The organism is Dietzia sp. MNB45, assembly GCF_051994785.1.
Taxonomy (GTDB): domain Bacteria; phylum Actinomycetota; class Actinomycetes; order Mycobacteriales; family Mycobacteriaceae; genus Dietzia; species Dietzia kunjamensis.
This window is the reverse complement of sequence record NZ_CP163397.1, coordinates 2,751,312-2,770,562: the sequence shown is the minus strand read 5'-3', so window position 1 is coordinate 2,770,562 and position 19,251 is coordinate 2,751,312. Positions and strand designations below refer to the sequence as shown.

General features: G+C 72.7%; 20 protein-coding genes. 12 read left to right on the top strand and 8 right to left on the bottom strand.

Translation table 11 applies throughout. The features are described from left to right. Positions 1–24: 24 nt before the first annotated feature. On the bottom strand, positions 25–852 hold the full coding sequence (locus AB5G72_RS13295) for an oxygenase MpaB family protein (RefSeq protein ID WP_067716932.1): 828 nt from the start codon (positions 850–852) through the stop codon (positions 25–27). 249 nt (positions 853–1,101) lie between these two features. Between AB5G72_RS13295 and AB5G72_RS13290 the strand changes: the two genes are divergently transcribed. The 6 genes from AB5G72_RS13290 to AB5G72_RS13265 all read left to right on the top strand — a co-directional run bounded on the left by AB5G72_RS13290 (position 1,102) and on the right by AB5G72_RS13265 (position 4,892). Next, complete coding sequence (locus AB5G72_RS13290; RefSeq protein ID WP_185950718.1) at positions 1,102–1,908, top strand: glucose 1-dehydrogenase; 807 nt, start codon at positions 1,102–1,104, stop codon at positions 1,906–1,908. 20 nt (positions 1,909–1,928) lie between these two features. After that, positions 1,929–2,480 (top strand): LpqN/LpqT family lipoprotein, encoded by a 552-nt coding sequence (locus AB5G72_RS13285; protein WP_185950717.1) that lies wholly within the window; start codon positions 1,929–1,931, stop codon positions 2,478–2,480. A gap of 64 nt (positions 2,481–2,544) precedes the next feature. Then, on the top strand, positions 2,545–3,204 hold the full coding sequence (gene rfbC, locus AB5G72_RS13280) for a dTDP-4-dehydrorhamnose 3,5-epimerase (protein WP_185950716.1): 660 nt from the start codon (positions 2,545–2,547) through the stop codon (positions 3,202–3,204). A gap of 55 nt (positions 3,205–3,259) precedes the next feature. After that, the gene (locus AB5G72_RS13275; protein WP_256385633.1) at positions 3,260–3,394 is read left to right on the top strand and encodes a hypothetical protein; all 135 of its coding nucleotides are present in this window, start codon (positions 3,260–3,262) and stop codon (positions 3,392–3,394) included. A gap of 169 nt (positions 3,395–3,563) precedes the next feature. Continuing rightward, complete coding sequence (locus AB5G72_RS13270; RefSeq protein WP_440220056.1) at positions 3,564–4,340, top strand: enoyl-CoA hydratase; 777 nt, start codon at positions 3,564–3,566, stop codon at positions 4,338–4,340. Positions 4,341–4,367: 27 nt separating this feature from the next. Then, positions 4,368–4,892: an arsenate reductase/protein-tyrosine-phosphatase family protein gene (locus AB5G72_RS13265; RefSeq protein WP_185950715.1), complete on the top strand. Its 525-nt coding sequence runs from the start codon at positions 4,368–4,370 to the stop codon at positions 4,890–4,892. A 72-nt stretch (positions 4,893–4,964) separates the two neighbouring features. Here AB5G72_RS13265 and AB5G72_RS13260 read toward each other — a convergent pair whose 3' ends face one another. Beyond that, positions 4,965–5,126, bottom strand: coding sequence for a hypothetical protein (locus AB5G72_RS13260; RefSeq protein ID WP_167457827.1), 162 nt, complete (start codon positions 5,124–5,126; stop codon positions 4,965–4,967). 39 nt (positions 5,127–5,165) lie between these two features. Between AB5G72_RS13260 and AB5G72_RS13255 the strand changes: the two genes are divergently transcribed. Further along, on the top strand, positions 5,166–5,516 hold the full coding sequence (locus AB5G72_RS13255) for a DUF4229 domain-containing protein (protein ID WP_120284207.1): 351 nt from the start codon (positions 5,166–5,168) through the stop codon (positions 5,514–5,516). Between the two features lie 108 nt (positions 5,517–5,624). Here the strand turns inward: AB5G72_RS13255 and AB5G72_RS13250 are convergent, their stop codons facing one another. From AB5G72_RS13250 to AB5G72_RS13240, 3 genes are all read right to left on the bottom strand, one after another. Beyond that, on the bottom strand, positions 5,625–6,488 hold the full coding sequence (locus AB5G72_RS13250; RefSeq protein ID WP_253002231.1) for a hypothetical protein: 864 nt from the start codon (positions 6,486–6,488) through the stop codon (positions 5,625–5,627). A gap of 93 nt (positions 6,489–6,581) precedes the next feature. After that, complete coding sequence (locus tag AB5G72_RS13245; protein ID WP_440220055.1) at positions 6,582–9,182, bottom strand: FtsX-like permease family protein; 2,601 nt, start codon at positions 9,180–9,182, stop codon at positions 6,582–6,584. Then, positions 9,179–9,934 (bottom strand): ABC transporter ATP-binding protein, encoded by a 756-nt coding sequence (locus tag AB5G72_RS13240; RefSeq protein ID WP_440220054.1) that lies wholly within the window; start codon positions 9,932–9,934, stop codon positions 9,179–9,181. Before AB5G72_RS13240 ends, AB5G72_RS13245 begins: the two co-directional genes overlap by 4 nt. A gap of 173 nt (positions 9,935–10,107) precedes the next feature. Here AB5G72_RS13240 and AB5G72_RS13235 point away from each other — a divergent pair, with 173 nt between their 5' ends. The 4 genes from AB5G72_RS13235 (at position 10,108) to AB5G72_RS13220 (ending at position 14,509) form a co-directional block, all read left to right on the top strand. After that, positions 10,108–11,163: a hypothetical protein gene (locus AB5G72_RS13235; RefSeq protein ID WP_440220053.1), complete on the top strand. Its 1,056-nt coding sequence runs from the start codon at positions 10,108–10,110 to the stop codon at positions 11,161–11,163. Between the two features lie 135 nt (positions 11,164–11,298). Then, positions 11,299–12,105, top strand: coding sequence for a hypothetical protein (locus AB5G72_RS13230; RefSeq protein ID WP_440220052.1), 807 nt, complete (start codon positions 11,299–11,301; stop codon positions 12,103–12,105). Between the two features lie 271 nt (positions 12,106–12,376). Then, entirely contained in the window at positions 12,377–13,729 is a 1,353-nt protein-coding gene (locus tag AB5G72_RS13225; RefSeq protein WP_440220051.1) for a hypothetical protein, read from the top strand. A gap of 150 nt (positions 13,730–13,879) precedes the next feature. Continuing rightward, positions 13,880–14,509, top strand: a complete 630-nt coding sequence (locus AB5G72_RS13220; protein WP_440220050.1) for a hypothetical protein — start codon at positions 13,880–13,882, stop codon at positions 14,507–14,509. Between the two features lie 175 nt (positions 14,510–14,684). Here AB5G72_RS13220 and AB5G72_RS13215 read toward each other — a convergent pair whose 3' ends face one another. Genes AB5G72_RS13215 through AB5G72_RS13205 form a run of 3 tightly spaced genes read right to left on the bottom strand, consistent with a single transcriptional unit; the run spans position 14,685 to position 17,894 of the window. Then, positions 14,685–15,638, bottom strand: a complete 954-nt coding sequence (locus tag AB5G72_RS13215; RefSeq protein ID WP_440220049.1) for a 1,4-dihydroxy-2-naphthoate polyprenyltransferase — start codon at positions 15,636–15,638, stop codon at positions 14,685–14,687. Next, positions 15,635–16,888, bottom strand: coding sequence for an AMP-binding protein (locus AB5G72_RS13210; protein WP_440220048.1), 1,254 nt, complete (start codon positions 16,886–16,888; stop codon positions 15,635–15,637). The genes AB5G72_RS13215 and AB5G72_RS13210 overlap by 4 nt, the downstream gene beginning before the upstream one ends. Positions 16,889–16,907: 19 nt before the next feature. Beyond that, a complete protein-coding gene (locus AB5G72_RS13205; RefSeq protein ID WP_069390162.1) occupies positions 16,908–17,894 on the bottom strand; it encodes a 1,4-dihydroxy-2-naphthoyl-CoA synthase in 987 nt (328 codons plus the stop codon). Positions 17,895–17,917: 23 nt separating this feature from the next. Here AB5G72_RS13205 and AB5G72_RS13200 point away from each other — a divergent pair, with 23 nt between their 5' ends. After that, positions 17,918–19,012 (top strand): o-succinylbenzoate synthase, encoded by a 1,095-nt coding sequence (locus AB5G72_RS13200; RefSeq protein ID WP_440220047.1) that lies wholly within the window; start codon positions 17,918–17,920, stop codon positions 19,010–19,012. Positions 19,013–19,251: the final 239 nt, after the last annotated feature.

Below are 19,251 nucleotides of genomic sequence, written 5' to 3'. Positions count from 1 at the left end.
GGGGTGTTCCGCGCGAGGCGGGGCTCAGGCGGTCCGGGCCCGCATCGCCGACGGGGCCGCGATGGGCGCCCGGGTCGTGAGCCGCGGCGAGGACAGGCCCTGGTGCGCTCTGGTGATCCTCCCGAACACGGCCGCGCGGTCCATCGGACGGTGCGGGAGATCCAGCGCGCGGCGCACCTCCGACGGCACCAGGCTCGCCGCGGCGTCCACGACCGTCGTGCACGACCGGTGCGCGATCACCGAGTTCTCCGTGACCCCGGGGCAGGCGCGGGCGTCCTCCCGGAGCTTCCTCGCGGCGCGGCGACCGGCATCAGTGGGCCGGGCGCGGCCGCGGGACCTGCGCAGGAGCTGCTCGAGTTCGCGGACGGTCGAGGGGAAACTGCGGGCACCGTGGAGCCGCGCGAGGCCCGCCCACTGGTAGACATACCGGTCGGATTCGGCGGGGGACAGGGGACGCCCCGAGAAGCGCTGGAAGGCGACGAGCAGGGCCCACGTCATGGCGGCCTGCGACCACTCGATCAGCCCGGGGTCGGAGCCGTAGAAGTAGTCGCCGTATTCGGTGGTGCCGGAGAACGAATTGTGGTCACGGCGGGCGTGCTCGATGGTCACCATGGCGTCGTCGACCGTGCCGAACGTCGAGATCTCCACGAGGTCGTGCAGGTAGTCGTCCATCGTCCACGGCTCGGCGTCCGCACCGCACGCGACCATCACGGCGGAGTAGGCGGGGTCGGCGGCGAGCATGAGCAGACCGGTCGTGATGCCGATCGGGGTGGACACGTCGCCGTGGACCCGCCAGATGGGATCGCTCGCCGTGAACCACCGCGGGCCCGGGATATCGAGGATCGAGCACACGGGTGAGTCCGCGCCAGCGCGTGGAATTAGTGGTGACATGCACACACCCCGGGGTAGTGGAGCCGCCCGAGGGGGCGGCCGGATGGGACCTGTCACGAACTCTAGCGCCCGGCGGCGCCGTAGTGAAAAAAAGCCGGAGGGTCCGCTGAGGAGATGCCGTGAGGCCCCGGCGCGGCCTGGCACACCGACATGGCCTCTAGGCTGGGCGACGCACGCCAGACGCATTCCGACCCTCGCAAGGAGACGGCCGTGACCGCTACCCCCCTGCCCGCCCCCCGGACCGGCCCCGTCGTCCCGGACCGCTTCGCCGGCCGCACCGCGCTCGTCACCGGCGCGAGCCGCGGGATCGGCCTGGGCATCGCCCGTCGCCTGCTCGCGGAAGGCGCGTCGGTGGTCATCACGGCGCGCGGCCAGGAGGGGCTCGACGACGCCGTCGCCGATCTCGGCACACCGGAGCGGGTGCTGGCGGTGGCGGGCAAGAGCGACGACGAGGACCACCAGCGTGAGGTCGTGGCCCGGGCCGAAGAGTCGTTCGGGCCCATCGACCTGCTGGTCAACAACACCGGGATCAACCCGGCATTCGGCCGCACGGTGGACATCGACCTCGCCGCGGCCCGCAAGATCACTGAGGTCAACGCCCTCGGCACCCTGTCCTGGACGCAGAAGGTCTACCACTCGGGCCTCGGCGAGCGCGGCGGCGCCGTCGTCAACATCGCCTCCATCGCCGGCCTGGCACCGTCGCCGGGGATCGGCTGGTACGGCGCCACCAAGGCGTTGGTCATGCGGCTGACCCAGGAGCTCGCCGTAGAGGTCGGACCCGCCGTGCGCGTCAACGCCGTCGCCCCGGGCGTGGTCAAGACCAGGTTCGCCGAGGCGCTGTATTCCGGCCGCGAGGAGGCCATGTCCGCGGCGCTGCCGGCCGGGCGACTGGGGGTGCCCGACGACATCGCCGGTCCCGTGGCTTTCCTGCTGTCCGATGACGCGCACTGGATGACCGGGCAGACCCTCGTCGTCGACGGTGGCGCGCACATCATCGGCGCGGGACTACAGGGCTGACGGGGCGCGGGGACCCGGACATGACCTCTATCCAGGAGTACTGCGCGTCGACCGGTCGCATTCTCGAGGCGAGCCCACCGATGGCCGTGGCCGCACAGCCGCTGACCTGGGTGGACAGCCCGCCGTGGCAGCGCATCGAATCGCCCGAGCCGTCCGCGGTGATCTACGTGGACCCGGGTGCGCACCGTGAAGGGTTCTCACCCAACGCGGTGGCCACCTGCGCCCGTGTCGCGCCCGCGATGGACACCGAGCAGGCGGTCGAGATGATCGTCGCCACCGCCGACGCACTGCCCGACTGGACTCTGCTCGAGCAGGTCGCCGGTGAAGGGGACGAGTCCGCTGGCGCCGTCCGCAGCGTCTACCGCTACCTGCGGGGCATGTACACGGCCGAGCCGGGCCGGATGGCGACCTCGAGTCTGATCGTGGGATGGAGCGACGACGAGGCCACCTACATCTTCCAGTTCGTCGTCACCGGCTGGGACGAGGACGCCTCCGTCCACGACGACGCCATGGGCTGCCTGCTGATCGGCGAGTGGACGGCAGCGCAGATCGTGGACGCCATGCGCGGCTAGGGTGGTCGTCACCCGGGCGCCGGGGGCGACCGGGATCGATAGACAACGGGAAGGCGGGACCGGAGTGCAGCGACGCGAGCTCAGCGTGTCGGGGGCGTGGGAGATCACCCCCCGGCAGATCTCTGACGACCGCGGGGTGTTCCACGAGGCGTTCACCGACGAGACCTTCCGTCGGATGACCGGCCACCGTTTCGATCTCGCGCAGGTCAACGTGTCGGTCTCGGGGGAGGGGGTCCTGCGCGGCCTGCACTTCGCCGAGGTCCCGCCCGGTCAGGCCAAGTACGTGCTGTGCCCGTCCGGCACGGTGTTCGACGTGGTCGTGGACGTCCGCGTGGGCTCGCCGACCTTCGGTGAGTGGGCCGGGGTCATCCTGGACTCCGTGGAGCAGCGGGCGATCTACATCCCCGAGGGCGTGGCGCACGGCTTTCTGGCCCTCGAGCCGCAATCCACGGTGATGTACTTCTGTTCGGAGGGCTGGCGGCCCGGGGCCGAGCACGTCATCGACGCCTTCGATCCCAAGATCGCGATCGACTGGCCCGGATCGGCCCTCGACGGCACCTCGATCGAGCACGTCATGAGCGAGCGCGACCGCGACGCCCCGAGCCTGCTCGACGTCGCCGCCGCGGGCCGGCTCCCGCAGTGGGAGGAGTGCCGGGCCCACGTCGAACGACTCCGTGAGGCCACACCCAGGGTCGACGCCGAGTGGCGGCCGGACGAGAACTGACATACCCTTACGGGTATACCCCCTAGGGTATGATGTCGGATCTGAGGAGATTCTTATGTGTTACCCCGTCACCTGCCCCGTCTGCGGCAAGACCACGTGGGACGGCTGCGGTCAGCATGTCGACCAGGTCAAGGACACCGTCCCCGCCGAGCAGTGGTGCGACGGCACGCACGAGGCCGCCGCGAACTGACCCGGTCCGGTCCGAGCCGGGCCCGGCCCGGGGCCCGGGGTGACCAGAGGGGAGCGCCACGCCCCTCGCCACGCCCCGGTGGGGGCGCCCCGGCCCCGTCCCGGCCCGTCGACGGGCGCCGCGGGGTAGAACCAGGGGAGGCTAGCCCCTCATCCCCTCCGGAGGCCCCATGAGCACCCCCTTCGTCCTCGTCGAGCGCAGCGGCCCGAGCGCCCGCGTCACACTCGATCGGCCCGAGCGTCGCAACCCGCTCTCCCTGCAGATGATGCGGGAGGCGACGGCGGCGATCCGCGACCTCGGTGACGACCCGGACTGTGGGGTCGTCGTGCTCACCGGGTCCGGCCCCGCACTGTCCGCCGGGCACGAGATCAGTGAAATGGTCGACCGCACCCTCACGCAGGAGCGCGAGGTCTTCACCACGTGCGTGCAGCTCATGGAGACCATCCAGGCGATCCGGCAGCCGGTCATCGCCGAGGTGCAGGGCCACGCGATCGCCGCCGGCTGTCAGCTCGTCGCCACCTGCGATCTGGCCGTGGCGGTCGACACCGCGCGTTTCGGCACCCCGGGCGTGAAGATCGGCCTGTTCTGCTCGACCCCCATGGTGGCGGTCTCCCGCTCCATCGGCCGTAAGCGGGCCATGCAGATGCTGTTGACCGGTGAGACGATCGACGCCGCCACCGCGGTGGACTGGGGGCTGGTCAACGAGGCGGTGCCCGAGGGCCACCTGCGTTTTCGGGTCGATGAGCTGGCGCTGCAGATCGCCGACTCCAGCCCGCTGACGTTGGAGATCGGCAAGCAGGCCTTCTACAGGCAGATCGATCTGCCCCAGGACGAGGCGTACCGCGAGATGGCCGAGACCATGGCCACCAACGCCGTCACCTGCGACGCCCAGGAGGGCATGTCCGCGTTCCTCGAGAAGCGCGCCCCGCAGTGGCGCGGGGAGTGACGCGCAGCGCGCACTAGGATCGTCGCCATGGCGATCTCGGTGATGACGGTGTGTACGGGCAACATGTGTCGGTCGCCGCTGGCCGAGCGTCTGTTGGCCGCGCGAACCGCGGCAGCCGGACTCGATGTGTCGGTCGACTCCGCGGGGACGCGGGCGGCCAATGGCGTCGAGATCCACCGCGAGACCCTGCGGGTGCTGCAGGGGTACGGGGGAGACGGCGGGGGCTTCGCGTCGCGACTGCTCACAGCCCGGCTGCTGACAGGACGCGACCTCGTCCTCACCGCGACCCGGGCGCACCGCGATGCCGTGCAGGAACTGGCGCCGTTGCTGTGGAAGAAGACCTACACGATCCTGGAGGCCGCCCGGCTCGCCGACTCCGACGAGTCCGTCACGCTCGCGGGTCTGTCGCGGGCGAGGTTGGGTATCGACACCGACGATCCCGCGCTCGACGTGGAGGATCCGATCGGCCGGGAGCCGGAGGTGTTCGACCGCACGGGGGCGCAGATCAGCGACGCCGTGGACTCCATCGTCCGCCTGCTGTCACGCAGCTGACCCGGCCGACGAGACCTGTCCGGGCAGGGCTGCATCGGGCAGGGCTGCGCCGGGACCCGTGCGCTGCCGACGTCAGGGGTCCAGCGGTTTGCGACGGTCCAGATCCCGTAGGAAATCAGGGTCGTCGTCCGGGGCGATCACCCGTGGGGGAGCCGGCCGTGACCCGGGCCCGAAGGCCCGCCACAGCAGGATCGCCACGGTCACCACTCCGATGAGTGCGAACAGCCAGATCACTCGAACCTCCTTCCCGCCACGATACGTATCCTGGGGACCATGAGCGAGCGAGACGAGACAACACACCCCGCGGAGGGGACGGCCAGCCCGGCGGCCACACCGGAGGGGTCCGCGCCCGGCGCGCGACTGGCCCGCAACATGGTCGTCTACACCGTCGTCCGACTTCTGCTGGTGGTGGCGTTGACGCTGCTCATCATCGGGATCGGCAGCCTGGCGGGTGTGCAGGTCCCCGTGCTCGTCGCCGCGATCATCTCTGTGTTGATCGCGTTGCCCCTGTCGATGGTGCTGTTCAGCCGGATGCGCGCGCAGATCAACTCCGATATCGCGGCGGTCGACGCCGGACGACGGGAAAAGCGCGAGGACCTGCGCCGTCGGATGAACGAGGCCTGACGCTCGTCGCACCAGACCGGCGCGCGGTGTCCGGCCGGAGTTCACGCCCGGCCGGAGTTCATGCCCGGCCCGAGTTCACACCCGGTCGGAGGGCATGCCCTCGGAAGGTCAGCCCTGCGGGCCGCCCGGCCAGAACGACCCGGGCCAGCGGAATGCGGGGAGCCCCACTGACGTCCCCGACTCGGTGGGGGTCTGCGACCCGGTGGGGCCGACCGACCCCGACGGGGCGGCGGACATCACGGATGTCAGCGGGCCCGGCTGCGGTTCCTGCGGCGCCTCGGTCACGGTGGGCACCGTCGTCGGCTGCTCGGACGAGCCGGTCCCCGTGGGGGTGGTGTCGCCGGGTTCGGTGGTGCCGGGAGTGCTGGTCCCGGGAGTGGTCGGATCCGTCACGACGGGCTCGGTACCGCCCGGCTCGGTCGTGGGCGGCGTCGTGGGCGAGGTGGGCGACGTCCCGTCGGTCGGGCTCGTCGGGGTATCCGGATCGTCCGTGTCGGGATCCTCGGTGCCCGGCTCATCCGGATTCTCGGTCCTCTCCCCGTCGCCGAGGAGCTCCTGATCATCCTCGAACCCGATATCGGTTCGCGGCTGGGCGGGCGTCCACTGTGCGCCCGTCGTCTCGACGGGTGCGGTCTCGCTGGGAGGCGCGTAGGTACCGGCCTCCTCGTCGGGTACGTACAGTGCCCCGGGAGCGGGCTGGACCCCGATGTAGTACCTGCTCAGGCAGTGATCGGTGACGTTCTGCGATCCGTCGGTGAAGATGGTGAGGCCGGGCGTCCCGCCGTCGGCCTCGGTCGCACATCGCGCGATGAACTTCCCGGGCTGCTCGTCACGCTCGGTGGTGGTCGGCGACGTGATCTCCGTCGCGGACGCAGAGCGCGGAGCCTCGGAGAGCACCTGTGGCTCCGGCTGCGCGCAGGACGCGGCCACCAGCGCTGTTGCGCCGGCGGCGAGGAGCACCCGAGTTCTCATAACGATAGTGTCTCAGTTCTGTCAAAGGATGGCTACCGGACGGACGGGGTGGAATCTTTTTCACCCCGGAGGACGGTCGGGAAGCGCGAGCATCTAGTCCGACGCGACCCGGGATCGGACCGCCCCGACGGAGGCGACGGCGGCGGCGAGGACAGCCGCGAGGACGCCCCCGAACCCCACCTTCACCAGATCGGCCACGGGTACACCATCGTTACCGACCCCACCGAGGTCACTGAAGATGCCTCCCGCGCCGGAACCGGTCCCCGTGAGCGCGGCCGCCCCGGCCGTGCCGAAGGCCGCCCCCAGCAGCACGCCCAGGGCTGCGGCGCAGGCGGCCACCAACGCGGTCTCGAGGACAAGCATGAGCCACACGCCGAAGCGGGTGACCCCGACTCCTCTGAGCAGGGTGATCTCCCGGGTCCGTTCCCGGACCGCCAGCGTGAGCGTGTTGGCGACCCCCACCAGGGCCAGTGCGACCGCCACCGCCAGCAACAACGAGCTGGAGGTGAGGACGGTCCGGACAGAGGTGGCGATCTGCTCGCGGGAGGCGAAGCTCTCGGTCACGGCCGCATCGGGCGCGGCGTCCACGACGGCGGAACGCACGCCCTGCAGTGCCGACTCGAGTTGCTGACCGGCCAGGGAGTCATCCATGCGCAGCCAGACCTCGGTGCGTGGGACGAACTGGGTGGGCACCTCCACGCCCTCCGGCCACGGGGACCCGTCGGGCAACTGCGCCACGGGCCAGGCGGGCACGCTCCCGGGCGCGGCCAGGGCCCACTGATCGCTCGTCCGACGCACGACCAGGTCGCGACCGTCGTCGTCGGAGAAGAAGGTGAACCGGACGGTCTCGCCGTCGCGGGCACCGGCGGCCACGGGGGAGGACTCCGGGAGCACGATCTCCCCGGGCCCGGGCAATACGACGTCGCGGCGCATCACGTCGCCGACCCGCTCCGGGTCGGCGACCCTGAGGACCGTGCGCTTTCCCCCGGGGCCCTCCGCGTACATGTCGGTCACGACCAGGGACTCGTCCACGCCCGGGAGCTCCGCCAGCGTCCCCGGCAGTCCCTCGGGCAGGGTGTCGCCGCTCGATGCGGTCACGGCGATGTCCAGCGGGACGCGGTCGACGAGCCGTGCCTGGATGGCCGGTCCGAGCAGGGCGATGCCGGTCACCATCGTCGCGGTGAGAGTCACGCCCACCAGTACGGCCGCCGAGGTGGCGGCGGTGCGGCGCGGACTGCGGGCGATGTTCCGTGCGCCGAGCAGACCCACCGGGCCGAGCAGCACTCCCACCACGCTGCCGAGCGCCCCGAGCAGGGTGGGCAGGGCACCGGCGACCACGGCCAGGATCCCCAGGAACGCGAGAACGCCCCACGCGCCGGCCTCGACGACGGCCCCCGCCTCGACGGCCGCCGACATCGAGTGCCAGCCGAAGGCGCCCACCACGGCACCCACCGCGACCATAGCCAGCCGCCGCCACCATGGGTCGGGCCGTACATCGGCCGGGCGCAGCGCCTCCAGTGGGCTGCCGGAGGTGGCGCGCCACAGGGGCGGGAGAGCGGTGACGAGGGTGACGCCCACGCCCACCGCGGCGGCGAGCAGATAGGCGGATCCGGGGACGCTGACCTCCTGCAGGGGAATCGTCACGCCGAGTCGGGGGGCCTCCCGGGCCGCGAGTGAGACCGCGAACCGACCCAACGCCAACCCCGCGGCGGTCGCCACGGCGCCGACGACCAGGGCTTCGGCCATCCCGGACAGTCGCAACTGCAGCCGCGAGGCGCCCAGGCAGCGCAACAGTGCCGTCTCCCGGACGCGCGCGGCGAACACCACCGCGAAGGTCGTGCCGATGACCAGGGCGGCCACCGCGACGGCCAGCACGGTGAAGGCCAGCAGGGCCCGGGTGTAGACGTCGCGGCTGCCGATGAAGGACTCCGCGAGAGCGTCCGCCTCGGCCGCGCCGGTGGACACCTCGACGGCGGACGTGCCCGGGATCCGGTCCAGGCGCTGCTCGATCTCCGCCGCCAGCGCCTCGTCCGACACCGTGCCGTCGCCGGCCACACGGATATCGCCCCCGGCCCCGTTCGGCGCCCATTGCTGTACCTGCTCGTCGACGGTGTAGAGGGGGAACGCCGAGTTCATGTCCGGTTGCCCTGCAAGGTCGAACAGTCCCACCACCGTGACGGGGACGGGATCACCGGCGCCGCTCGGCAGCACCTCGAACGTGGCGCCCAGCGGGAGGTCCGCGTCACTGCGGATCGCCACCTCACCGGGAGCGGCGGGGAGCCGCCCGTCGGCCAGCGGTTGCCAGCGCAGACCGTCGTCGGTGGCGAGCGCCGTCGTCGTCGTCACCTGTTGGGCGCGTCCCTCGGCGCGGACCCGCACGTAGGTCTGGGCGTCCACGGTGACGGCCCGCACCCCGGGGGTGGCGGCGATGGCCCCCAGGCCGAGCCGCTGGGCCTCGGCCGCTTCCTCGCGCGCGGCGTCGGTGCCGGCGGAGGTGCGGTCGCCGAGGTTCTGCACGAGCACGGCGGTGCCCGAGTAGCGCATCCCGAAGGTCGCGTCGGCGCTGGCGGTCATCGTGCGGAGCACGCCCACGGAGGCCAGGACGAAGCCGACGGCCACGGCGATCGCCAGGACGGTGCCCAGGTAGCGGCCCGCGTGCGCGCGGAGCTGTCCCAGGACCAGATGGGGGCTCACGCGGTGGCCGGCTGGCGGCCGGTGAGTGCACGCATGGCGGTGTGGACTGACTCGGGGGTGGGGGAGGGGACCTGGTCGGCGATCCGTCCGTCCGCGAGCATCAGCACGGTGTCGGTGTGTGCGGCGGCGTGCGCGTCGTGGGTGACCATGACGACGGTCTGGCCGGCCTCGCGGACACACGCGCCGAGCAGGCCGAGCACCGATTCGCCGGACTCGGAGTCGAGGTTGCCGGTCGGCTCGTCGGCGAACACCACGTCCGGGCGCGGCAGCAGGGCGCGGGCGATGGCCACCCGCTGCTGCTGGCCTCCGGACAACTCGTGTGGACGCCGCTTCAGCAGGTCGCCGATCCCCAGCTCGCCGACCAGCGAGTCGAGGCGCGACCGATCCGGACGACGGAACGCCATCCGTACGGGGAGCACGATGTTCTCGCGCACCGAGAGCGCCGGTACGAGATTGAAGGACTGGAACACGAAGCCGACGCGGGTGCGCCGCAGCCGGGTCCGCCCCGCGTCACCCAGGCGGGTGATCTCGGTCGATCCGATCGATACCGTGCCGTGGTCGGGCGTGTCCAGGCCGGCCAGGCAGTGCATGAGGGTGGATTTGCCGCTGCCGGACGGGCCCATGACCGCGGTCCAGCGCCCCTTGTCGATCGCCACGTCCACTCCGTCCAGTGCGCGTACCTTCACCCGCCCGTGGGAATAGGTCTTGCGCAGGCCGTGGGCCCGGATCGCGATCTCGGGGGGTGGGGTCACGTGTGTCCTTCCGTCGCGGCGTGCGTCCGGAGGTGAGTGTAGGGATCCCGGTTGTGGAGACCCCGTCCGACACGGCGTCCGGCCTGTGGCCCATGTGACTAATGTGACGTATGGTACGTGTGTGACTGGGCCGGACCCGGTCGTGCCCAGCTCCCGGACGACAAGGTGACCTCATGTTCCAGCGACGCATCCACCGCACCGCCCCCCGTTCCCGCTCCCTCGCCCTCGGTGGCGCCCTGGCCGCGCTCGCCGCGGTCGGCGGCGGCACCGTCGCGGCGGTGGGCGCGCCCGCCGCCGTCGAGGCCGGCGACATCCAGCTCACGCAGAACGCGACCGGCCAGGCCGCGGCGCAGGAGCTCCCGCTCGGTACGGCCGTCAACCTCGACCTCGAGCCCGTCGTCGCCCAGGCTGCCGGCGGAACCATCCCGCCCGGGACGACGGTGCAGGTCACCGGCCTGCCTGACGGTCTGTCCCAGGACGGCTGGGTCATCTCCGGCACGCCCACCCGTGCCGGTGAGTACGAGGTTCTCGTCACCGTCTCCAACTCCGGGATCTCGCAGTCGGAGAAGGTCGCCATCACCGTCACCGACGGCGCGGACGAGACGGGGGAGGGGGCGACGGCGAGCCCGGCCATCACGAGCCCGGCCGCAACCACGGCGACCACCACGGACGAGACAGCGACGACCGAGACCACGACGACCGCCACGCAGTCCGACCCCACGCTCTCGGCGGTCCCCGGTGATCCGACCGCCGAGGACGACACCCTCGCCGGCGATGAGGGTGACGGAACGGGCGACGGTGACGGCACCGGTGAGGGCGCCGACGAGGCGACCGGGGACGACGACGACGAGGTCGGCACCACCCCGGACCTGTGCGCGGTCATCGGGGACGGGCAGATGGACGGTGCCTCGCTGGCGCAGCTGCTGCCGCTGGTGACCGGCGGCGACGACGCCGAATCGGCCGGACTCGTGATGGTTCTGCTCAACACGGTCGTCAACCTGCTCCCGTCCGTGCTCGGCGAGGGCGGCTCGGTCGAGAGCCTCGGCTCGGTGGGTCAGATCCTCTGCACGATCTCCCCGTCACTCCTGGGCGGCGAGGCCTCCGGCGCCGCCACCACGGGTGTGGACGCCACCGCCGGTGGGGCGGCCACCGGTGCCGCAGCGCTCGACGGCGGCCCCGCCGCCCTGCTGGGCCTGCTCACCACCGGCGCGGGCAGCCTCGGGCAGTGATCCTCCCCGCGCCCCGGGGCAATGTCCCCACGGGGCGCGGGTCGGGGCGATAGAGTCCCCCTGTCGACCTCGGGCGGCCCGGTGGGGCGCAGTGGCTCGATTACGTCCGTCGCCGTCGAAGAGGGTCCATCACACATGTTCACCCGCAAGGTCGTCACCGCCTCCGCCGCTGCACTCGCGCTGGTCGCCCTGTCCGTCCCCGTCGTCAACGCGCAGGACGGCGACACCCTCCCCGACGAGGCCGCGTCCGGCAGCATCTCGCTCGGCAGTCTCGAGGGGGGCGACCCCGACGCGTCGAGCCTCGCCGGAGGGTCCGAGGGCTCATCGGACGACATCTCGGGCGAGGACGGGGCCGGCGGCGAGAATGCCGACTCGGGCTCACTCGGTGGCGGTTCGCTGGGCAGTCTCGAGTCCGCCAGCCTCGACTCCGCCAGTGGAGACGACACGAGCGTCGGTGACCTGGTGCCCGAGACCGATGCGGTCTGCGAGTTGCCCGCCCTGGGCGGTTCGGTCGCCAAGTTCTACCCGCTGCTGGGGATCGACGGGGTTCCCACCGGCGTCATCGATCTGATCACCACTGCGCTGGACTCCTTCCCGAACCTGCTCGACGTGGTCGCGGGGGAGGGGCGCGGGTCAGCGCTCGTCGGCGAGGCCGGCTCGCTCAGTGAGGGACTGTGCACGCTGGTCTTCGGCGGCGAGATGGTCCCGCCGCCGGTCACGGTGATCGTCGACGATGACGGCAATCCGGTCACCACGGTCACCGGCACGGCCACCACCAGCCCCGGCACCTCCTCCCCGGCCACCACCACGGCCGCCGCCTCCGGCGCTGCGGGCACGGACGGTGTGGATCTCGCCGGGGCGGACTCGGACGGTGTCGCCGCGGACGATGCGGACGCCGGCGAGGCGGCGCTCGCGACCTCGGTCCCGGTTCCCGGCGCCTGACCCCGGCTTTCGGTCTCCCGCGGCCCGGCCCCGATACAGGGGCCGGGCCGCCGTGATTTTCGACGAGGTCGTGCACGAGCGCGTCGGATACGGTTCCAGGCCCAACGGGATACCCGGGAGGGTGTGTTACTAGTGTGGCTTATGAGAACTAAGTGACTTATGTGACGAGAGTAGACAGTTGGTGTGCATGTGGTTAGAGTGGCACTCGTAATGGTCTGCTCTCCCGTTCCGCGGAGTGAGCGATCTGAACCCCTCCGGAAGGAACCAGCCGATGCGTGCTCGCCTCGCCCGTCCTCGTCGTATCGTCCGGGGTCGCCTTGCCGCCCCCGTCGCAGCCGCAGCAGCGGTCGCGCTCGTGGGCGGAATGGTCATCGCCGCTCCCGATGCGCCCACCGTCCGTGACGACATCCAGACCGTCGCCGTGGCCGCCCCCTCGTTCGACGCCGGGGCGGAGTTCTCCTTCAACGCAGGAGCGCTCGTCCAGGCCACTCAGTCGGCCGGGTTCGTCGTGGAGGACGTCACCGGGCTTCCGGAAGGGCTGGAGTACGACGGCAACGGTGGCATCTCGGGCACTGTGACCACTCCGGGCGTGTACACCATCCAGGTGACCGGGCGTGGTATTGGCGGAGTCGTCACGATTCCCGTCACCCTGACGATCAACAACGCCGACGGCTCCGCGCCGACCGGCGTCTCAGGTGAGGGAACGGCCGCCGTGGACGGCAGCCTCGGCGGCGAGGCGCAGGCCGGTGGCCAGATCACCACGGGCTCCGACGGCACGGACGCGATCCTCGGCGCCGTGGCGGGCATCGTCTCGTCCCTCGGCGGCGACGCCGGTTCGGTCGCCGAGCTCGCCGCCGGTTCGACGGGACAGGGCGGGGTCACCCCGGAGAACCCTGATGCCCCGGATGCGCCGACCGGCCCGCTCGGCAGCGCGGCCAACGGTGAGCTCGGCCTCGGCAGCCTGTCGAACGGCGCGCCGGAGACCCCGGACGCGCCGGACGCCGACGGTCCCGGAACCGACGCCCCGGCCAACGGCTCGCTCGGCATGCCGGGTTCCACCGCCGAGGGCGAGGTGAGCGGCGATGCCACCGGCGGCCTGGACACCCAGAGCCTGGGACCGCTGGCCCCGCTCGGCTCCCTGATCGACTCGGACGCCCAGACCGGCTCGACCGCCGACGGCGACACCGAGACCACCGGCTCCACGATCCCCGGCTCCACCACCACCGGCGGAACCCAGACCGGTACCGAGATCGTCACCGGCGGGGACCTGACCGGCGGCGGCGAGATCACCGTCCCGGGATCGTCCTTCCCCGCGGACACCGGTTCCCTCGGGGCCCTGGCCCCGGGGCTGGCGCTGACGGGCGCAGCGCTCCTCGGCATCGCCGGGCTGAGCCTGGCGCTGGGCGGCGGCTCCTCAATCCCGGGCTCGACCGCGATCCTGCCGGCCCTGCCCGGGTCGACCACCGCGGGTGGCACCACCACCGGCGGATCGAGCGACACCGGAAACGGTGGCTCCTCCGGGTCGGTCGCCCCGACCGTGGCCGCCGGTGCGCCGACCGTGGCCGCCGGCGCCCCGAACAGGGTCCAGGCCCCTGGCCCGACGGTCGCCAACGGTCGCGGCTGACCGACAGACTCCCGGCGGCCGGGTAGGTCGCCGGTGACCACCTCCACCCCGGGGTCGTCTCACTTCGTGAGATGGCCCCGGGGTGTGGTGCGTTCCTGGGTTACCGTGGGGCGGTCGCGATCTCGCGGCGGTAACCACCGAAAGGCGTGTATGCGTATCTCCCTTCCTGTCGTCGCCTCCTCCCTCGCACTCGCCGCCATGGCCGCGGTCGGGGTCGCGTCCGGCCAGACGGAGGCGCCCGACCATGCGCCCCTGGTCGTCGAGGCCACCGACGTGGCACCCGCGGCCCTGCCGTCCCTGACGCTGCGCGTCGGCGAGTACATGGAACGGCGGGTCAGCGACTACGTCACCCCGCCCCCCGGCGCCTCGATCCAGTTCCGAGGCCTGCCGCCCGGGCTGTCCTACGATCCGGCCACCACCGCGATCAGGGGCACCCCCACCGTCGCCGGTGTGTACGAGCCCGTGGCGACCGCCTTCATCTTCGGGGTCCCGGTACGCACCGAGACGACCACGGTCACCGTCACCGGCGGTGCGGGCGGGACCACCGGCGGTACCGGTGGCGGCGGCGCCCCGGCACCGCGTCCCGCCCCGGCCCCGGCTCCGGCGCCCGTGGCCGCGCCGGTGGCCCCTCCGGCCCCCGGCACGATCACCATCGCCGATATCGACACGCTGCCGGTGCCCGAGCAGGTCAAGGACGCCCTCCGCGGTGCCGCCCTGGCCCTCAACAACGGGATCCAGTCCGCCTGGAACGCCGTGCCCGAGGGCTCACTCGGCAAGTAGCCACCCGGCGCTCAGCACATTCGGCACTCAGTACATCCGGCAGGTAGTCCGCACGTACATCGACGGCGGCCGGTCCCCGAGGTGGGGGCCGGCCGCCGTCGTCTGTACCGCGCCGGGCGCGGGGGGCTCGTCGCCGGGCCTCCGCGGACCGCCGGGGTGAACGCGCACCGCCGTGTCACAGCGAGGCGATCACGAACCCGGCGCTGACCAGCACGCTCCACGCGAGCATTGCCATCCCGGCCATCGTCAGCGCGGGGATGAGTCCGGCACCCGTCGCCCGTGCGCGCACCGGCGCGTTGGCCTTCCACGCCACCGGCAACGCCAGCAGCCCCAGCAGCGCCCAGGGCGTCGCCGGGATCAGTGCGAGCGTCGCCAACAGCGGCACCAGCAGTTCCAGGACCGCGTGCAGGCCGCGGGTCCGCGAGTCGCCCAGGCGCACGGCGAGCGTGATCTTGCCGGACTCGGCGTCCGAGGGGATGTCCCGCAGGTTGTTGGTGAGGTTCACCGCGCACGAGAAGCTCCCCACCGCCACGGCCGCGACCACCGCGTACCAGGTGACCGACCCGAGCTGCGTGAACTGCGTACCGATCACGGCGACCAGGCCGAAGAACACGAACACCGCGACCTCGCCGAACCCGCGGTACCCGTACGGGGTCCTGCCGCCCGTGTAGAACCAGGCCGCCAGGATGCAGGCCACCCCGACCAGGATCAGCCACGGTGCCGACGTCGCACTGAGCACCAGCCCGGCGAGCCCGCCCAGTCCGAGGAACCCGAACGCGGCGCGCTTGACCGTCGCCGGCCGGGCCAGTCCCGAGCCCACCAGTCGCAGCGGGCCCACGCGGTCGTCGTCGGTGCCGCGGATGCCGTCCGAGTAGTCGTTGGCGTAGTTGACCCCCACGATGAACGACCACGCCACCACGAGCGCCAGGAGCGCCTGCCACCACACGAACCCGCCCGCGAGCGCCGCGGCCGCCGAACCGACGAGCACCGGGGCGAACGCGTTGGGCCAGGTGCGGGGGCGGGCGCCCTCGAGCCAGTGGGAGAGCGTGGCGCCCCCGGGCTCGGTGAGGGCGGCGTCGGTGGCGGGAGTGGTCTCGCGGTGGGTGACGGGATCGGTCTCGCGGCTCATGCCCCGATTGTCCCATCGATGACGCCCGCCGCGACGCCGCGTCGGTCCACCTTGCCGCCCGGCAGCGTCGGCAACGCCTCCAGCACGGCGACGACCGCCGGCGCCGAATGCGCCCCCAGCGACGCGGCCACGTGGGCGCGCAGGGCGTCCGGGGACGCGGGGGAGCGGAGCGTGACCGCCGCGACGGGCCTGGTCCCGAGCCGGTCGTCCGGGATCCCGACGACGACGACGTCGACCACCGCAGGATGAGTGCGGAGCGCATCCTCCACGGTCTGCGGGAGGAGAGTGAGCCCACCCACGCTCAACGCCTCGTCGAGCCTGCCGAGGATCCGGAGCCTGCCCCCGGGGTCGAGCGTCCCGGCATCGTCGGTGCGGAACCATCCCGCCCGGGCGAACGCGGGGTGATCCGGTGCGTTCCTGTACCCCGACGCGAGCTGCGGGCCGGCCAGCCAGACGCGGCCCTCGTCGTCGTCGACCTCCACCGTCACCCCGGGGAGCGGGGCGCCGTCGTACACACATCCGCCCGCGGTCTCGCTCATGCCGTAGGTCCGGACCACCCGGATGCCGACGTCGGCGGCGCGGGCGAGCAACTCCGGTGCGGCCGCGGCCCCGCCGAGCAGGACCGCGTCGAGCTCGGCGAGCGCGGCCACGGCGTCGGGCGGGCCGTCGTCGAGGACCTTGGCCAGCTGGCCCGGGACGAGCGAGGTGTACGCGCGCGGGCTGCCGGCCCCGGCCACGGACTCTCCGGTCCCGGACCCGGACCCGGACCCGGCGCCGCCCCCGGCCGTAGTGCTTGACCGGCACGCGGCCACCGCGTCGGGCAGCGCGGCGGGGTCGAACCCGCGGGTCACGTCCATCACGACCGGCTCGTGCCCGGCGCGCAGCGACCGCAGGATCACCTGCAACCCGGCGATGTGATGCGCGGGCAGCGCGAGCAGCCACCGGCCGGGCCCGCCGAGCACGGTGTCGGTCGATTCGGCGGAGGCGGCGAGCGCGGCGGCCGAGAGCATTGCCCCCTTGGGCGTGCCCGTCGACCCGGACGTGCTCACCACCAGCGCGGTGCGGTCGTCGATCGGGTCACCGGGGCGCTGGCTGTCGACGAGGATCCGGGTGCGCGTCGGGTCGTCGGCCGGCACCGGCAGCAGCGCCGGTCCGTGGTCGTCGAGCATCTGCGCCAGCGCAGGGAACACCTCGGCGACCGCCGCGCCGCCGGGGACGGGCAGGGTGCGCAGTTCGCGGGTCTCGGCCATCACCGGGCAGCCCCGATCGTCAGTAGTAGTACGGGTAGTCGTCCCAGTTGGGCTCTCGCTTCTCCAGGAACGCGTCCCGGCCCTCCACCGCCTCGTCGGTCATGTACGCCAGCCGCGTGGCCTCACCGGCGAACACCTGCTGGCCCATGAGTCCGTCGTCGGTGAGGTTGAACGCGAACTTGAGCATCCGCTGCGCGGTGGGCGACTTGCCGTTGATCTGCCGCGCCCACTCGATGGCGGTGTTCTCCAGCTCGGCGTGGTCCACCACCCGGTTGACGGCACCCATGTGGAACATCTCCTCGGCCGTGTACGCCTGGCCGAGGAAGAAGATCTCGCGCGCGAACTTCTGGCCCACCTGCTTGGCCAGGTAGGCGCTGCCGTAGCCGGCGTCGAAGGAGCCCACGTCGGCGTCGGTCTGCTTGAACCGGGCGTGCTCGCGGGAGGCCAGGGTCAGGTCGCTCACCACGTGCAGCGAGTGCCCACCGCCGGCCGCCCACCCGTTGACCAGGCAGATCACGACCTTCGGCATGGTGCGGATGAGCCGCTGAACCTCGAGGATGTGCAGCCGCCCGCCCTCGGCCTTGACGCGCGCCTCGTCGACTTTGTCGGCCGTGGCGCCGGCGACGTCCGAGTCGTGCTCGGTCGAGTACTGGTATCCGGACCGGCCACGGATCCGTTGGTCGCCACCCGAGCAGAACGCCCACCCGCCGTCGCGAGTGCTGGGCCCGTTGCCGGTGAACAGGATGGTGCCGACGTCGGGGGAGCGGCGCGCGTGGTCGAAGACGCGGTACAGCTCGTCCACGGTGTGCGGGCGGAACGCGTTGCGCACGTCGGGGCGGTCGAACGCGATCCGCACGATCCCGTTGACACGGCCCTCGCCCACGTGGCGGTGGTAGGTCAGGTCGGTCAGGTCCTCCCCGTTCCGGAAGCCCTCGACCTCCCGCCACTGCGACGGGTCGAACGGGTTTCCGGTGGCCTGGTCCTGCGGTGCGCTGCTCTCGGTCATGGGTTCGACGTTAGCGTGGAGCCATGACATCCGTACCGGGCCCCGAGTCGATCGACGATCTGCTCGCCCGCGTGCACGTGGTGGCCCTGCCGATGAGGGTGCGGTTCCGCGGCGTCACCGAACGTGAGGTCGCGCTGATCGAGGGCCCCGCCGGGTGGGGCGAATTCGGTCCGTTCGGAGAGTACGACGATCTCGAGTCCACCCACTGGCTGGCCTCCGCGCTGGAGATGGCGTGGCAGGGCCCGCCGCCGGCGCTGCGTTCCCGGGTCCCGGTCAACGCCACGGTCCCGGCGGTCGCGGCCGGGGACGTCGCGGCGATCCTCGACCGCTTCCCGGGCTGTATGACGGTCAAGGTCAAGGTGGCCGAGTCCGGGCAGCAGCTCGTCGACGACGTCGCCCGCGTCGCCGCCGTCCTCCAGGCCCGCCCCGGCGCGCGCGTCCGGGTGGACACCAACGGGGCGTGGTCGGTCGCCGAGGCCGCCCACGCGATCCGGGTGCTGGACCAGGCGGTGCGTGCGGACGACGTCGCGCGGGCCCCCGGCACCGGCCCGGTCTCACTGGACGGGCCGGGCCTGGAGTACGCCGAGCAGCCCTGCGCCACCGTCGAGGAGCTGGTGCGACTGCGGGAGCGTCTCGCCGCCGACGGGGTGCACGTGGACGTCGCCGCCGACGAGTCCATCCGCCGCGCCGAGGACCCGCTGCGGGTGGTGCGCGCGGGCGGCGCCGACCGGGCGGTGGTCAAGGTAGCGCCGCTGGGCGGGCCTCGTCGTCTGCTCGCCGTGGCCGCCGAGCTCGGGGTGCCGGTCACCGTGTCCAGCGCCCTCGACTCGGCGGTGGGGGTCGCCGCGGGAGTCGCCGCCGCAGCGGCGCTGCCCGGTGGTGCCGGGCGTGGCCGTCCCGGACCCGACGACGACAACGTGATCCCCGCCGCCGGACTGGGCACCGGCGGGTTCTTCGTCGAGGACGTGGTCGAACCGGGCACGTTCACCCTCGAGGACGGCTGTCTCCCGGTCCGCCCGGTGGCGCCGGACCCGGCCCGGCTGGAGGGCCTGCGCGTGGGCGGTGAGGTCCGCGACTGGTGGCTGGACCGGATCCGCCGCTGCTACGAACTCCTCTGAGCGGCCCCGCCGCAGCCGCCCCGCCGCTCCGCCGCAGCCGCCCCGCCGCAGCCGCGCCTGGCCATGGCGTCTCGCACGCACCGCGGGGAGGGCGAGACGCCATGGCCAGGCGCGGGGACGCCCATCGCGGACAACAGCAGGAGCACGACGCCAGGTTGAGGCGCGGCTGGCGGGGGATTTCGACGCCGCGCCGGGCGCGAGACGCCAGGTCCGGAAGCGAGACGCCATGCCCGGGCGCA